At 50.6% G+C, this 12,866-nt stretch carries 11 protein-coding genes; 7 read left to right on the forward strand and 4 right to left on the reverse strand.

Features of this window, described 5'->3' with window-relative positions:
- Positions 1–8 precede the first annotated feature (8 nt).
- The gene (locus ACFQZT_RS10925; protein ID WP_379299539.1) at positions 9–491 is read right to left on the reverse strand and encodes a DinB family protein; all 483 of its coding nucleotides are present in this window, start codon (positions 489–491) and stop codon (positions 9–11) included.
- A 153-nt stretch (positions 492–644) separates the two neighbouring features.
- Between ACFQZT_RS10925 and ACFQZT_RS10930 the strand changes: the two genes are divergently transcribed.
- Both ACFQZT_RS10930 and ACFQZT_RS10935 read left to right on the forward strand, forming a co-directional pair.
- A complete protein-coding gene (locus ACFQZT_RS10930) occupies positions 645–1,208 on the forward strand; it encodes a CGNR zinc finger domain-containing protein (protein ID WP_379299541.1) in 564 nt (187 codons plus the stop codon).
- A 69-nt stretch (positions 1,209–1,277) separates the two neighbouring features.
- The gene (locus ACFQZT_RS10935) at positions 1,278–1,622 is read left to right on the forward strand and encodes a hypothetical protein (RefSeq protein ID WP_379299543.1); all 345 of its coding nucleotides are present in this window, start codon (positions 1,278–1,280) and stop codon (positions 1,620–1,622) included.
- An 88-nt stretch (positions 1,623–1,710) separates the two neighbouring features.
- Here the strand turns inward: ACFQZT_RS10935 and ACFQZT_RS10940 are convergent, their stop codons facing one another.
- Positions 1,711–2,676: an aldolase catalytic domain-containing protein gene (locus ACFQZT_RS10940; RefSeq protein ID WP_379299545.1), complete on the reverse strand. Its 966-nt coding sequence runs from the start codon at positions 2,674–2,676 to the stop codon at positions 1,711–1,713.
- 180 nt (positions 2,677–2,856) lie between these two features.
- Between ACFQZT_RS10940 and ACFQZT_RS10945 the strand changes: the two genes are divergently transcribed.
- From ACFQZT_RS10945 to ACFQZT_RS10960, 4 genes are all read left to right on the forward strand, one after another.
- Positions 2,857–3,672 (forward strand): inositol monophosphatase family protein, encoded by an 816-nt coding sequence (locus ACFQZT_RS10945; RefSeq protein ID WP_379299547.1) that lies wholly within the window; start codon positions 2,857–2,859, stop codon positions 3,670–3,672.
- 65 nt (positions 3,673–3,737) lie between these two features.
- Positions 3,738–4,160 carry a hypothetical protein gene (locus ACFQZT_RS10950; protein WP_379299549.1) on the forward strand — a complete coding sequence of 141 codons (423 nt, stop codon included), beginning with the start codon at positions 3,738–3,740 and terminating at the stop codon, positions 4,158–4,160.
- A gap of 358 nt (positions 4,161–4,518) precedes the next feature.
- Positions 4,519–5,811, forward strand: a complete 1,293-nt coding sequence (locus tag ACFQZT_RS10955; RefSeq protein ID WP_379299551.1) for an arsenic transporter — start codon at positions 4,519–4,521, stop codon at positions 5,809–5,811.
- Positions 5,812–5,974: 163 nt separating this feature from the next.
- Positions 5,975–7,330, forward strand: coding sequence for a dicarboxylate/amino acid:cation symporter (locus ACFQZT_RS10960; protein ID WP_379299553.1), 1,356 nt, complete (start codon positions 5,975–5,977; stop codon positions 7,328–7,330).
- A gap of 731 nt (positions 7,331–8,061) precedes the next feature.
- On the opposite strand, the gene ACFQZT_RS10965 is transcribed toward ACFQZT_RS10960, so the two are convergent.
- On the reverse strand, positions 8,062–9,333 hold the full coding sequence (locus ACFQZT_RS10965) for a BaiN/RdsA family NAD(P)/FAD-dependent oxidoreductase (protein WP_379299555.1): 1,272 nt from the start codon (positions 9,331–9,333) through the stop codon (positions 8,062–8,064).
- A 175-nt stretch (positions 9,334–9,508) separates the two neighbouring features.
- Positions 9,509–10,405, reverse strand: coding sequence for an FAD:protein FMN transferase (locus tag ACFQZT_RS10970; protein ID WP_379299557.1), 897 nt, complete (start codon positions 10,403–10,405; stop codon positions 9,509–9,511).
- A gap of 267 nt (positions 10,406–10,672) precedes the next feature.
- Here ACFQZT_RS10970 and ACFQZT_RS10975 point away from each other — a divergent pair, with 267 nt between their 5' ends.
- Positions 10,673–12,853, forward strand: coding sequence for a glycosyltransferase family 39 protein (locus tag ACFQZT_RS10975; RefSeq protein WP_379299559.1), 2,181 nt, complete (start codon positions 10,673–10,675; stop codon positions 12,851–12,853).
- The last annotated feature ends 13 nt before the right edge of the window (positions 12,854–12,866 follow it).

A 12,866-nucleotide genomic window follows, 5' to 3' on the forward strand; every position in this document is an offset into this window, starting at 1 on the left:
GGCGGTTTTTATGTTCGCCACTTGCCTAAAAGTTTGCGCGTCAGTACGATCTGGCCTGCATGGTAAGCATCGTGCATAATCCAAAGCGGAAGCTCGTTTCCAAGTGTAGACGAAGCGTAAGGACGTTCCAGATCCGAATCGGTTAAGGCTGCGAGGGCTGCCCGTAAATTTTGCGCGATAGACTGTGCTTGTTGAACAGCAGCCTGCCAACCCGCCAAATCCTCGGGATTGCCCGGTTGACCAAAAGTTTCTTCGTTCGTGTTTGCTGTCTTATCGAACGAGGTATCGGTTAGACGGCTAAGCAATCGCTCGTTGTAGTAGTTCATATGGTTTAATGTTTGCCAAATGGTATTGCCGCCCCCAGGTGGGACCCATGCCGCCTCTTTGGCTGTGACGCCTTCCAGCGCAGCCGAAACCGGAACGGTCCACTCTTCTTTTTCCCAAATGTGGTCCCATTGCAGGAGAAGCTGATTGATTCGAAACTGACTCATCTTTCATAACCTCCTAATGAACTTTTAATGGTAACTAGCAAAAATGCAAATGAAAAGTTACAATGTAAATATAGCATACAAAATATGGTTGTAACAAGTTAATCATTGATTAGGTGGTTACGGTTTATTGGCATAGAGGAGCGTTAATGCGGAATGGAAACACTATGGACGGATTTTGTGAACAGTGAATGGCATGATTGGCGGGGAAGCGGACGTTCGGAGGATCGTCTGGTTTTATCAACTTGGCAGGGCGCTTTTTTGGATACATGGAAACTGGCAGCTCCCGTTCCCGCTTTGGAACAAGATATCGAGGACCTGCTGGCATTTCGAGGGCAATTGCATCAATTGGCCGCTGGGCTGGCCGGTGGTGAATCCATCTCGCAAGCCGATGTCGAGTGGCTAAATAAGATGCTGGCGCAGGGGCCTGTCATTCGTCGCATAGCCGCTGAAGAATCAGAACTGCGCATGGAGTCAAGTCCAATCGGTGACAACTGGCGGCAGGTGATGGCGGAGGTGGCGGCGGATTTTGCCAAAATGCTGTTGGATGGAGAGCCGCTGCGGATCCGCATCTGCGAAAATACGGATTGCAAGTGGGTGTTTTATGACGATACCCGGAACCGGACCAAACGGTACTGTGACGATAAAATGTGCGGCAATCTGATGAAGGTGCGCCGGTTCAGGGCGCGGAAAAAAGCAGAAGTTACGAAGAAGACTTAAACTTCATTGCAGGCATCGTACATTAGCCCAGTCCACGTTCATCACTATCGACATAATATAAGAGGGAAGATGGATGATGAAGGAGTAGGACTAATGAGTATTTCTCCTAAAAAAAAGTCGACTGCCAAGTCGAGTCCAAAGGTCGTGATTTCGCTTCAAGATCATGAAGCCTTAGGTAAGGTCTACGTTGAACTGGAAGGAAAAATGACCACGAAAGAAATGATGATAGAAGCTATCAAACGTTTGCAGGATGGCTTGATTTATGCAGATGAAGGGTGTACCGAACTCATCGATAGCGAATATATCGAGATAACCAACAAAAAGGGTTCCAATCGAAGCGGCGAAGATTTCGTCTTCCTCATTGACCGGTCTCTTGCCGAGGATTATATTGTTGCCGCCAAAATCATCAAATAGCAGGACGTCGAACACCCCTTATCGCTAGAACCGGAAACGTTAGTATCCGTGTGTCTATCGATAAGGGGTGTTTGGTTATGCACATGAATTATTCTTTAGAAGTGGAAGGAACAGTTTCTACAGAAGTCAGTCTGTCGTAGAAGTCAACAAATTTGTCTCTGTCAGGACCGTTCAAGTGCGCCATAGCCGTACGCGGGTGCTCATCCAGAGCGCCAACGATCATGTACGGAATCAGGTAACCCCAATCCCATTTTTGACGCATGGTGATCATGTGTTTCTCGATAATTTCGAGCACAGGACGAACGTCGTAACGAGCGCCTTTCAAATAGCTGAGCAGCAATTCAGTCGTGCAGTTTCCGGCAGCGCGACCCATACCGTACACGGATGAATCCAGGAATGTTACGCCTTTGGATGCCCCAGCAATCGTGTTGGAGAATGCGAGCTGCATGTTGTTATGCATATGCAGACCGAGTTCTTTCTCAGGAAGCAGACGTTGGAACTTCGTTACCAGATAATCGATATCTTTGTTATCCATGCTGCCGTAGGAATCTACAATGTAGACCACGTCAACAGGGCTTTTGTTGATTTCTTCAAAAGCTTCCACGAGTTCGTTTTCCATAACATGGGAAAGCGCCATGATGTTGAGGGATGTTTCATAGCCCATATCGTTGAACTTCTGGACCAGATCGAGGCCTTTGTCTACATCCTTGATGTAGCAAGCAACACGGATCAAATCGAGCAAGCTGTCCTCGCGGGGAAGGATGTCTTTCTCATCCACGCGGCCGATGTCCACGAGCGCGGATAGCTTCGTGTCGGTTTTGCGCGTGATGACATCGCGAAGGAATGTTTCATTAAGGAATCTCCAAGGGCCTGAGGCTCCGCCTTTGAGCAGCTTTTCCGAGTTTTTGTAGCCAATTTCCATATATTCTACGCCGGCTGCACTTAAACCGCGATACATGTCTTGGACAAACTCCACGCTAAAATCCCAATCGTTCACCAAACCGCCGTCACGAATCGTACAATCCAAAATCTTGTGCTGATGCTGCTTCACCATGCTCCTATTGCCCCTTTCCTACTGCTCATATCGCTTCTGATTTGCTATATTATCACTTATTGGAAGGCTGCTTGTCAATGCGATACGCCTAAGCTTAACGAATAGTCGACAACTTTTTCAGCCCGTTTATGTTAAGATAAATGGACATGTTCATAGCCATTCATACATAGGAGTGAGTAAATGGATCATAACGAACGTATATTAGCCAAAGAAGTTGCTTTAAAAGCCGCCAGGGAGGCGGGCGAGTTGGCAAGAGCGAGCTTCGGCGGCAAGCTGGATATTCAGCAAAAGGGCGATCGCGGAGATTTGGTCACGGAAGTGGATATGCAGGCCGATCGCCTGATTGTCGATAGTCTTGGGGCCGCATTCCCGGCTCATCGCATCTACAGCGAGGAAGCGGGAGAAGGCGGAGCGGACAGCGACTGGGTGTGGCATGTCGATCCGCTGGACGGGACTAACAATTTTGCTTTGGGCATTCCGCTTTATGGCGTGTCCATCTCGCTCAGCCATCGTGGGCAAATCGACTTGGGCGTCGTTCACGATTCGGCCATGCAGACGAGCTATGTCGCTGTTCGAAACGAAGGCGCTTGGCAAGGCGAAGTGAAGTTGGACGCGAGGCCGCAGGGGCCGTTAGCTAAATCAACAATTTCGTGGATTCAAGGCCACGGCGTTGGCAAGGATGATGAGAAGGCGCTGAAGCTAAGACATCATTTGGAGCGGCAGATCAAAAGAGTACTTCGGGTGTGGGCGCCATCCCTCACTTGGGCGATGCTCGCCAGAGGGGATCTTCATGGCATTGTGCTGTACAACTCCGAAGGCGAAGATTTGTACGCAGGACTGCTGCTGGCGCAGGAGGCGGGCGTGAAGGTGACGGATTTCGCCGGAAATCCGGTGACACGCTTTGGCATCGGGTCGGGCTTTGCCCCATATTTGGTGGCGGCAGTACCTGACTACCATGAGGAATTGCTGAAAATGGTGCAGGAAATCGCCGAATAGGGCAGAGCTTTATTGCAGAAGCTAATGGCAGACTTTTCAAATAAATGTAGGAAAGGATGCCGAAGATGAACAATTCTGTCCCTATTTTCTTCGAATTTGAGCAGGAACGGGATGCGCTTCTTGCTCTGGATACTTTGGAGGAACTCGGCTACAAGCCGAATCTGCTCACCGATTCGAAGCCGACGCTGCATATCCATGTGGACGATCAAGAGGTGACGTCCGCACTGGAAATTGCGCAAGCGCATGGCGGAAGGCTGGTGGAGCGGACGCAGTCGCAACCGGAGGCCGCCACATTCGCCATGGCTTACGATCTGGAAGGCTCGATCCGCATCCCGGCTCACACCGTGAATGAAGATTGGTCGGAGAGCTATGCGTCGGCTGCTGCGGCTTCGTGGAAAGATGCAGATAGCGTGCCGAGCGATGAAGAGGCCGCCTTCGACCCGTCGGCCGATGATTATAATCATTTCAGCGCTGGCATTCGGTTGTAAAACAGCGCCAAGAAGAGGCTGTCCCAGAAGTCATCACAGATGACTAAGGGGCAGCCTCTTCTCCATTGGGCGAAGTTGGACGTCCACGCTCTCATACTAGGAGGAAGTTGGCTTGGGATTGGATTTTTGTATCTTCTAAAGCTTACGAAAATGTTTAGAACATCCACTCCAGAGATTTTCTATGAAGAAGCAGGTAATAAGGAAGCTTCTATGTAGATTTATTCAAGGGATTGTTGAAAGATCGTGTTGCCTCCAAATTTAGACACTTCCACAACTGACTTACATGCCTTACAATAAGTAAGGCTATTTTATGTAAGAATGCTCCTTGTGTGCTGGAGAGCTGGAGGCTTTTACCCGAATGATTATTTTTGCATGTCTCTTGTTTGTCTTAACGATCACGCTCGTCATCTGGCAGCCGAAGGGGCTCGGCATCGGCTGGACGGCTTCGGGCGGCGCGCTGCTGGCGCTGCTGCTTGGCGTCGTCACCTGGCACAATGTCATCGAGGTGACGGATATCGTTTGGAACGCGACCCTCACGTTCGTTGCGATTATTTTGAATTCGCTGCTGCTCGATGAAATCGGCTTTTTCGAGTGGGCGGCTCTGCACATGGCGCGGCTGGCGCGAGGCAGCGGCGTGCGCATGTTCATTTATGTCATCCTGCTTGGCGCAGCCGTATCCGGATTGTTCGCTAACGATGGCGCGGCGCTTATTCTGACGCCCATTGTGCTCGCCATTGTGCGTACGCTTAATTTTGAGCAGAAGATGATCTTGCCTTTCATTATGGCGGGCGGATTCATAGCCGATACGGCATCCTTGCCGCTCACGGTCAGCAATTTGACGAACATTGTGTCGGCCGATTATTTCGGCATCCGATTTGGGGAGTACGCCTGGCGCATGATCGTGCCGGATCTGTTTTCGATCGGAGCAAGCATGCTTGTGCTTTATATCGGCTACCGCCGCCAAATTCCGCTGCGCTACGATGTTTCCGTGCTAAAACAGCCTCGGGACGCGATCAAAGATGAGCGTTTATTCCGGTTGTCATGGGTTATCCTGGGCGTGATGCTGCTCGCTTTTCTCGCTAGCGAATTTATCGCGATTCCCATCAGTCTGATAACGGGGGCGGCGACGATTTTTTTCTTGATCGCGGCTCGTCGCAGTCCGGTTGTGAATTTACGCAAAATCGTGAAGGAAGCGCCATGGACCATCGTCATTTTTTCAATTGGTATGTACGTGGTCGTCTATGGGCTTAAGAATGCAGGGTTGACCGACCTGCTCGGAATTCTTATTCAAGCGGCCGCGGCTCATGGACTCTATGCAGCAACGCTAGGCATGGGTTATTTGGCTACGATTCTATCTTCCATCATGAACAATTTGCCGACGGTCATGATCGATGCGCTAGCGATTCACGGGACCCAGACGGAAGGGGTTACCCGGGAGGCTCTCGTCTACGCCAATGTGATCGGCACCGATTTGGGGCCGAAGATTACGCCGATCGGTTCCTTGGCCACGCTGCTCTGGCTGCATGTTCTATCCCGCAAGGATGTGCGAATTACCTGGGGATATTATTTTAAAATTGGCTTTATGTTGACTGTCCCAACATTATTCGTAACGCTTACGGGACTCTCTTTGTGGCTTTGGCTGATTTCGTAGACATAGGAGTCAGGGACTCAAAGCAAAAACTGCCACCGATTGCTTCGGTCTGGGTGGTTTTTTTTCATTTGAGCAAAAAAATATGATTGACAGTTCCCACCAGATGTCATATTCTTAACCCATAAAACCAAGTAACAACATTGGATTAAAGGGGATGATTTTGGTGAAAAACAACTTAGTGACAGCTTTTCAATCGAACTGGGTCAGCTTGCTCGTATCGATTGTTATTATCGGACTTCTTTTCTTCTTGGCAAGAAAAAAAGTTAGCTTCGGCAATCGGGTCTTTATTGCGTTAGGTCTGGGATTGGTTGCGGGGATATTCTTAAATCAACTGCACCTTGATTTTAAAAGTGTAAGCACGATCGGCAGCATTTATGTCAATCTGATCAAAATGCTTGTTATGCCGCTTGTCCTGATCCTTGTTATTAATAGTATTGCTTCATTGTCCAGTCTAGGCCAACTGCGTAAGCTAGGGCTTAAAACGATTGGCTGGTTCCTATTAACAACAGGTATCGCCGCATTCATCGGATTGCTGGTTGCACTGGCTTTCGACCCGGGTAACGGGATTGCACAGGCTGTGCCGAAAGATTTTAAAGCTAGAGAGATTCCGACGTTCTCGCAAGTTATTCTCGATCTGGTGCCATCGAACCCGATTAGCGATATGGCGAACGGCAAAGTTGTACCGGTTCTGATTTTCGCCATCTTCGTTGCAGTAGCGATTGTCCATATAGGCTCCAAAAAGCCTGAAAGTGTTGCCCCTGTTAAAGCGTTGGTAACTTCTGCAACTCAAGTCATTCATCAAGTCGTTAAGTATGTCATCCGCCTGACACCTTATGGTGTATACGCTTTGATTGCGGCTATGGCGGCCAAATACGGTCTGGACACATTAGCTCCATTAGCAAAAGTCATTTTGACTTCCTACGTTGCACTTATCATTCATTTTGTGCTTATCTTTGGCGGATTGGTCCTGCTGGTGGCTAAAGTCAACCCGATCAAATTCTTTAAAAAGGCGTACCCGACGATCGCCGTTGCTTTCACAACCCGCAGCAGCTATGCGACGCTGCCAGTTAATTTGGAAGTCATTACGAAGCGTCTGCGCATATCTCCGCGCATTGCCAGCTTCGTGGCACCGCTTGGCGCTACGATGAACTTTAACGGTTGCGGCGGGGTATGGCCGGCGGTAGTAGCGATATTCGTAGCAAAAGTCTACAATCTGCCGCTGAGCGCATCCGAATATGTGCTGCTTATTCTCGTAGCAGTAATCTCGTCCATCGGTGTGGCCGGCGTGCCGGGACCGGCTGCGATTTCCACAACCGTAGTGCTAACTGCACTGGGTCTGCCGCTGGAAGGTATGGGGCTTGTGCTTGGCGTTGAAGCTCTGATCGACATGGGCCGTACAGCGGTGAATGCAACAGGCACAACAGTTACGGCACTCCTTGTGGCTGAATCTGAAGGCGAGTTCGACCGCGAAGCGTTCAACCGAGATGAGGAAGAGGATCTCGAGTTGGCGACTGCGTAAGAGGGAAAAGAAAAACGGACTCCTGCATCTTGTTGATGCGGGGGTCCGTTTTTTGTTTTGTAGGTTGTTACGACCGTATTAGTACCTAACGGATGAGTGCCATTGGAAATTCTCCAATGGAATGGAACAAATTTAGAGAAGAATGGAGCTTGGATTGGAATTCATACAACGAAATGGGACTTTATTATTGATTAAACGTGTATGGAGGTGAAACCATTGGAAGAAATCCACTAGCAAGTATTTTTTAGCTAGGTAACTTGGCTTCCACTGGATAAAATCCAACAGAGTAGCATAGCTGAGTTATTTCGCGTAGCAGAGCAGTGCTATTTCGTGTGGCATAGCTGAGCTGTTTCGCGTAGCCGAGCCGCCTTGTTTCGTGGGCAGCCTGCTTGGTTCGCGACTTCTCTCTAATCCTCACTTCAAGGTTGAGTTTGTTTTTGCTGCTGACACTCTCTGCCCACTTGCCTGCGAAAGGTGCAGGATAATGGGTGGATTATGGTCCTATGGGGTTCTGCCTGCAAAAAGTGCAGGTAAATCGGCCGTAATCGGGGATTTATCCCGGAATGGGCGGAATTACCTGCACAAAATGCACGTGGTGGTGCCAAATTCGCCGAAAAAGGCGTAACCAACTGTACGAAATACAGTTGGTCATCAACCATGGGAATGAGCTCCATGCGCTAACCGCCAAATAACGTCTCGCGGCACAAGTTACTTTAGCGCGTCCAAGCAGCTTAACGCGCGACGGCCGCTAGCTCGGCGGCACTTTTGCCGGCTGTGTAGCCGGTAGCGAAAGCGGCGGTGATGTTATAGCCCCCTGTGTAACCGTGGATATCCAGGATTTCGCCGCAGAAAAAGAGCCCGCCCATCAGCTTGGACTCCATCGTGCCCGGATCGACTTCTTTGAGATGGACGCCGCCGCCCGTGACGAACGCCTCCTCGATGGAGAGCGTTCCCGTGACGACCACGGGGAAGGCTTTCATTAGCTTGCACAACTCCAGCCAGTTTTGCTTTGGAATGTTGTCGTAGGTGAGCTGATCGTTCAAGCCTGCTTTCGCCAGTAAAATGGGAATCAGGCGCTCCGATAACAGGTTCTTAAGCACGTTTTTGATCGCCTTCTTGGCGTCGGATTTGGCGAGCGCCATGCTCTGGTTGTAGATCTCGTCCATAGTTTGATCCGGGAAGAGATCCACGGTGAGGAGCGCTTCCTTCCGGTCCGATTTCGCAATTTCTTTCACGACGAATTGGCTGCAGCGCAGCGCAATCGGCCCGGACAAGCCGAAGTGGGTGAAAAGCAGATCGCCGCGGTGGGCGATAACGGCTTTTCCTTTGGCGTTATTGACGGACAGCGTCACGTCGCGCAAGGAAAGCCCCTGCAGCTCGCGGCTGCGGATAAAGGGCTCATTCGAGGTTAACGGCACCTCGGTTGGGAACAGCGGCGTGATCGTATGGCCCGCATCTTCCGCCCAGGCGTAGCCGTCGCCGGTGGAGCCGGTATGCGGCACGGAGCAGCCGCCGGATGCAATGATGACAGCTGCGCTGGACACCGTTTCACCTGATTGCAAGCGAACGCCGACGGTGCGGACGTCTTGATAGCGCACTCTTTTGACCGGGCTGTTGGTGCGGATTTCAACACCTTGGCGGCGTACTTGGCTAATCAGCGCATCGACGACGGTTTTGGCTTTATCGCTGACGGGGAACATCCGGCCATTGTCTTCTTCTTTGAGGCGGATGCCGAGATTTTCAAAGAAATCAATAATATCCTTGTTGCTGAAGTTGGCGAATGCGCTGTAGAGGAAGCGGCCATTGCCGGGGATATGTTTGATGAGTTCATCCAAGTCTTTATTGTTCGTTACGTTACAGCGCCCCCCGCCGGATATACCGAGTTTCCGCCCCAGCTTATCTCCTTTATCCACCAGCAGCACGCGCGCGCCTTCCGAACTGGCCGCAATGCTCGCCATCAAGCCAGCCGATCCGCCGCCAATTACTATCACATCATAGTCCATTTAGAAAATTGCTCCTATTGCATGTTTTTCTCCATCATAGCATGCAAAGTGATTAGCTCAAAACGGATAGCCCGTGAGAGAAGAAGGTTCCCGCGTTTCAGCAAACATCCATTTTACGTTCATCTGCTGTTTTTTCAGCCTCGATATATTGTGGGAGGATGCTTTCTGCTATGATTCAAGACACTTTGGCCTGAAAGTGAAAGTGGTCGATGTTCAGGTCAATCCATCTGCGGCCGAGCGACTCCTGGCTGCCGAAATAGTGCAGCTTATTCTCCGTAGATAGCACAACAGCTTCGCAGGAGATGGTGCGTTCGGCGAGCAGCCCCAGGCCTTCCTCGATGCCGAGAGAACAGAGGGTTCTCGCCCACACATGGCACTCTACAACGTCCTGCCCAGCCACCGTACACTGCAAAATATCACTGCCAGGATGAGACGCTTTTTCCTCATGAACGCTATAAGTGGAGAGAGCGCCTTCCGGTAAGGCAACGGCGCCGATTTTGGCATTGGCGTTCCATGGATTTTGAATACCGATGAGCCATGGATCGAGCTGCCCGGCAGTACGCCCCCATACGGCCATGTCACCACCCGCCACGATAAGACCCTGCTTCAGCTCGATGGTCTTTTGCATATAGTCGGCAAGCCGTTTGACGGACCAGCTTTTTTCTATCCCGCCTAGATCAATGCTCGTTTGGTCGGGGAGCCGGAGCGTTTTCGTCTGCGGGTTTACCTTCCACGCTGCTGAAGAATTCGAAGGCGATGGGATGCCCGGCGGCTTGTTTTGCATAAGAGGCATGTAATGCCCATCGGTCATAGCCTGATAAGTTTCAGCTAAAAAAAGCACTTCCAGCATCGTATTGGATACCAAGCAGTTCTCACCGGCTAACGTGTTGAGCTGATTGATCTCACTGCCCTCCAGCAGACGGCTGAACCGCTTTTCCACACTGTGGAACCAGTCTGCTGCCATTTTTTCAATGAAGTAAACATCCTTGTCTTCGCACCGCAGCAGCAGCTCGATATCGGCTTGCATCGCTTGCAGGTAAAACGGATGAAAGGAATCTGTAATAGGCTCCATTAGGGTCCCTCTTTTCTTTCTCAACCTTAAGTGATGAGCTCTATTATAGAAAGGGTAGCTGAGATTAAATTGATAGTTTGCTGAAAAATAACTGAAAGTCAGCTAAAACGGGTTATTCAGCATAGCCTCAGCCAGTTTTCACGAAATGCTCAGGGGGTCCTCAGCTGAAATTCAGGTAGCGTGGGTAAAGTGATATCTGTGAATGAGGGACACGGTAAACAAGGTAAGCAAGGTCTCGACTAGATGGTAAGGAGTGAATTTCAAGAGATGAAAACCCTAAAGAGTCAGCGTTTCGATTTCATCCTCGTAGCAATAGCATTATTGGCTGCTGTTCTGAACATGTATGGCATTTGGAAAGACAATACGGTGAATGGGTACTACACCGCGGCTGTAACAAGTATGCTTCAAAGCTTTCATAACTTTTTCTTTGCCTCATTCGATCCGGCAGGTTATGTGACGGTGGATAAGCCGCCGGTAACATTCTGGATTCAGACACTCAGCGCGTATTTGTTTGGCATGCACGGGTGGAGTGTGATTTTGCCGCAAGCCTTGGCTGGTGTCGGTTCCGTACTTCTTATGTACTTCATTATTAAGCCGACATTCGGAAAAACGTCAGCGAGACTGGCAAGTTTGGTTTTCGCTTGTACGCCCATCGCTGCGGCGGTCAGCCGGACGAATAACGTCGATAGCATGCTCGTATTTACGTTGGTGCTTGCAACTTGGATGCTGATGCGCGGAGTTCGTAGAGGCAAATGGGGCTGGGTTGTAGCGGCATTTGCTATGATCGGTGTTGCTTTTAATATGAAAATGCTGCAGGCGTACATGATCGTTCCGGCATTTTATCTCTTCTATATATTTGCAAACAAAGTGAATTGGAAAAGCAAGCTGAAAGTACTCACTGGCGCTACTGCCGTACTTATCTCACTATCTTTATCTTGGGCCGTGATCGTAGATTCTATCCCGGCGGATAAACGTCCTTATATGGGAAGCAGCCAGACGAACTCCGTGCTTGAGCTCGCTTTTGGCTATAACGGCGTTTCCCGTTTGACCGGGAATAAAGGGCCCGGAGGAGGCGGTACCAGACCGGATAGCGGCCAGTTCAAGCAAGATGAGGGCAGAACCAGAGACGGCGCTTCCGATGGCAACAGCAAAAGATCGACTCAAGATAGCATCGCAAGTATGGCTCAAGACGGCGTAACTGCTCCAACTGGCCAAGATGGCCAAATGCCTGGCTTCGATGGCCAAGGAGGTCCTCAGGGAGGATTCCCAGGCGGGCAAGTTGGCGGTCCTGGCGGAAATGGCGGCGGCGGAGCGTTCAATACCGGAAAAGCCGGACCATTGCGTTTATTCCAATCCGCACTCTCCGGTCAAATTAGTTGGGTGCTGCCTTTCGCGGTTTTCGGAGCACTGGCTTTGTTAATCGGCATACGCCGGAAAAAACCGCTCACGGCCAAACAATTCGAAGCGTTATTCTGGTTGGCTTGGCTGCTCCCGGCAGCGGCGTTCTTCAGTGTAGCAGGCTTCTTCCATCAGTATTACTTGATTATGCTGGCAGCTCCAATCGCTGCGCTGGCAGGTGCGGGCTGGACAGAACTTTGGAGTTATTACCGTGACAGATCCGGCTGGAAAATGTGGCTGATGCCGGCGGCAATCGCGGTAACGACCGCTTTTGAGGTGTATATCATCTATCCATATCACCAGCAAATCGGTGCAGGTTGGGCGACTGGAGTCGGCATCGCAGGAGCGGCTGCAGCACTGCTGCTTGTAGTCGCCTTAAAGAAAGAGAAGCTCGCTCATACGGCAGCGATGCTCGGATTGTTGGCCTTGCTCGTAGCGCCTCTATACTGGGCGGCGACGCCGCTTCTATATGGCGGCAACAGCATGCTGCCTGAAGCCGGACCGAATTTGAAACAAAGCTCGGGAATTGGCGGCAATCGCATGGGCGGTTCGAGTGAAGTGAACAGCCAACTGCTGGATTACGTGACGAAAAACAATACAGGAGAGACCTATTTATTCGCTGTATCCAGAGCGACGGAAGCGTCCTCCTACATCATACAAACGGGTAAGGCGGTTATGGCCATGGGCGGTTTCTCAGGCTCAGACCCGATTCTTACGGTCGATAAGCTTAAACAAATGGTTGCAAATAAAGAAATTAAATATTTCCTCCTTTCGTCCGGCGGCGGTTTTGGCGGCGGCGGTGCCAGCTCCGAGGTGACGACTTGGATCAAAGCGCATAGCACCGAAGTGCCGAAGAGCGAATACCAGTCCGTGGCGACCACACAAGCGCAGCAAGCCGGAGATGGGCAAGATCAGGCATTGATGCAAGGTCAGTCGTCCCAGAGGGATGGCAGAGCCACCGGCGACGGTCGCGACAGCCAAGGCGGGCCAATGGATGGCGGCATGGGCGGATCCAATACCTTGTATGAAATAAATTATGATTCCTTGTAATCGCAAAGGAGGA

The sequence above is a fragment of the Paenibacillus sp. GCM10027628 genome, assembly GCF_042676385.1.
Taxonomy (GTDB): Bacteria; Bacillota; Bacilli; order Paenibacillales; family NBRC-103111; genus Paenibacillus_E.

Excerpts from the sequence above, each read along its gene's own strand:
- ACFQZT_RS10925 (WP_379299539.1), bottom strand. The coding sequence starts at position 491 with ATGAGTCAGTTTCGAATCAATCAGCTTCTCCTGCAATGGGACCACATT.
- ACFQZT_RS10930 (WP_379299541.1), top strand. The coding sequence starts at position 645 with ATGGAAACACTATGGACGGATTTTGTGAACAGTGAATGGCATGATTGG.
- ACFQZT_RS10935 (WP_379299543.1), top strand. The coding sequence starts at position 1,278 with ATGGATGATGAAGGAGTAGGACTAATGAGTATTTCTCCTAAAAAAAAG.
- ACFQZT_RS10940 (WP_379299545.1), bottom strand. The coding sequence starts at position 2,676 with ATGGTGAAGCAGCATCAGCACAAGATTTTGGATTGTACGATTCGTGAC.
- ACFQZT_RS10945 (WP_379299547.1), top strand. The coding sequence starts at position 2,857 with ATGGATCATAACGAACGTATATTAGCCAAAGAAGTTGCTTTAAAAGCC.
- ACFQZT_RS10950 (WP_379299549.1), top strand. The coding sequence starts at position 3,738 with ATGAACAATTCTGTCCCTATTTTCTTCGAATTTGAGCAGGAACGGGAT.
- ACFQZT_RS10955 (WP_379299551.1), top strand. The coding sequence starts at position 4,519 with ATGATTATTTTTGCATGTCTCTTGTTTGTCTTAACGATCACGCTCGTC.
- ACFQZT_RS10965 (WP_379299555.1), bottom strand. The coding sequence starts at position 9,333 with ATGGACTATGATGTGATAGTAATTGGCGGCGGATCGGCTGGCTTGATG.
- ACFQZT_RS10970 (WP_379299557.1), bottom strand. The coding sequence starts at position 10,405 with ATGGAGCCTATTACAGATTCCTTTCATCCGTTTTACCTGCAAGCGATG.
- ACFQZT_RS10975 (WP_379299559.1), top strand. The coding sequence starts at position 10,673 with ATGAAAACCCTAAAGAGTCAGCGTTTCGATTTCATCCTCGTAGCAATA.